2 protein-coding genes are annotated in these 1,663 nt (G+C 66.7%); both read left to right on the plus strand.

The genetic code is table 11. The annotated features are described in order from the left end of the window. On the plus strand, positions 1-1,320 hold a 1,320-nt coding region (locus tag AUC71_RS10835), incomplete at its 5' end, for an AIR synthase-related protein (RefSeq protein ID WP_244500913.1). A 29-nt stretch (positions 1,321-1,349) separates the two neighbouring features. After that, complete coding sequence (locus AUC71_RS10840) at positions 1,350-1,580, plus strand: BolA family protein (protein WP_069624280.1); 231 nt, start codon at positions 1,350-1,352, stop codon at positions 1,578-1,580. The last annotated feature ends 83 nt before the right edge of the window (positions 1,581-1,663 follow it).

Here is a 1,663-nt window from a genome sequence, read left to right on the forward strand (position 1 = left end):
CGCTGCCGCGAGGAGGCCATGACCGCCTACGAGATGCTGCTGTCGGAGAGCCAGGAGCGCATGCTCATGGTGCTCAAGCCCGGCGCGGAGCCCATCGCCGAGCGCATCTTCAAGAAGTGGGAGCTGGATTTTGCGGTGATCGGCGAGACCACCGACACGGGCCGTTTCGTCGTGCGCCATAACGGCGTGGTGGAGGCCGATATTCCGCTGCCCGCGCTGGCGCACGCCGCGCCCCTCTACGAACGGCCCTGGGTCAAGCGCGAGACGCTGCCGGTCATCGCGGCGGAAGACGTGAAGGCGCCGAAGAGCATTCTGGGCGCGCTCGAATGCGTCATGGGCTCGGCGCATCTGGCCTCGCGCCGCTGGATCTTCGAGCAGTACGACCACATGGTCATGGCCGACACGGTGCAGCGACCTGGCGGGGATGCGGGCGTCGTGCGCGTGCACGGCACCCAAAAAGGCCTCGCCATCTCCTGTGACGTGACGCCCCGCTATTGCGCGGCCGATCCTTATCAGGGCGCCAAGCAGGCGGTGGCCGAATGCTGGCGCAACATCACCGCGACCGGCGCCCAGCCGCTCGCCATCACCGACTGCATGAATTTCGGCAATCCGGAGCGCCCCGAGATCATGGGTGAGTTCGTCGGCGCGATCGAAGGCATGGTGGAGGCCTGTACGGTGCTCGATTTCCCGGTCGTGTCCGGCAATGTGTCGCTCTACAACGAGACCAACGGCGTGGCGATCCCGCCGACGCCGGCCATCGGCGGCGTGGGGCTGATCGCCGACATCGCCGACATGGCCGATCCCGCCCTGAAAAACGACGGCGATATGCTCCTCCTGCTGGGCGGAGGGCCTGGTCATCTCGGCCAATCGATCTATATGCAGGTGATGGAAGACCGTTTGGAAGGCGCCCCGCCCCCCGTCGATCTCGAGGCCGAGAAGAGCACCGGCGATCTCGTGCGCGGGCTGATCAAGGCGGGCGCCGTGTCCGCCGTGCACGATGTCTCCGATGGCGGCGTGCTGGTCGCCGTGGCCGAGATGGCGCTGGCCGGCAATCGCGGGGTGACGCTGGAGGCGCCGCCGCCGGACATGCCGGCGCATGCCTGCTGGTTCGGCGAGGACCAGGCCCGCTACGTGGTCGCGATCGCGCCGGAGAATGCCGACGCCATTCACAAGGCGGCGGCGGTCGGCGAAGTGCCCGTGCGGGTGCTCGGCACCGTGGGCGGCGATGTCATCGCCCTTCCCGGCGAAAGGCCCTTGCCGCTCACGACCCTCAGAGCGGCCCATGAAGACTGGTTGCCGCGTTTCATGGCCCACGGCTAAGATCGCACCAACGACAGGACCAATGACCCATGGCCATGGCGGCAGACGATATCGAGCGGTTGATCAAGGACCGCTTCCCCGATGCGACGGTGCAGATCGAGGATCTCGCCGGCGACGGCGATCACTATGCCGCCACCGTCGTGTCGGAAGAATTTCGCGGCAAGTCGCGGGTGCAGCAGCACCAGATGGTCTATGACGCCCTTCAGGGCAATATGGGCGGGACGCTGCACGCCCTCGCGCTCAAAACCGCGGCGCCTTGAGCGCACGGCAGAAAGGATCGATGATATGAGTGAGCAAGACGTTCAGGACTGGATCGGCAAGCAGATCGCCGCGAGCGACGTGG

Source organism: Methyloceanibacter marginalis (assembly GCF_001723295.1).
Taxonomy (GTDB): Bacteria; Pseudomonadota; Alphaproteobacteria; order Rhizobiales; family Methyloligellaceae; genus Methyloceanibacter; species Methyloceanibacter marginalis.

What these genes read in the sequence shown, in the direction of transcription:
- AUC71_RS10840 (WP_069624280.1), top strand. Translation starts at nt 1,350, where the DNA reads ATGGCCATGGCGGCAGACGATATCGAGCGGTTGATCAAGGACCGCTTC.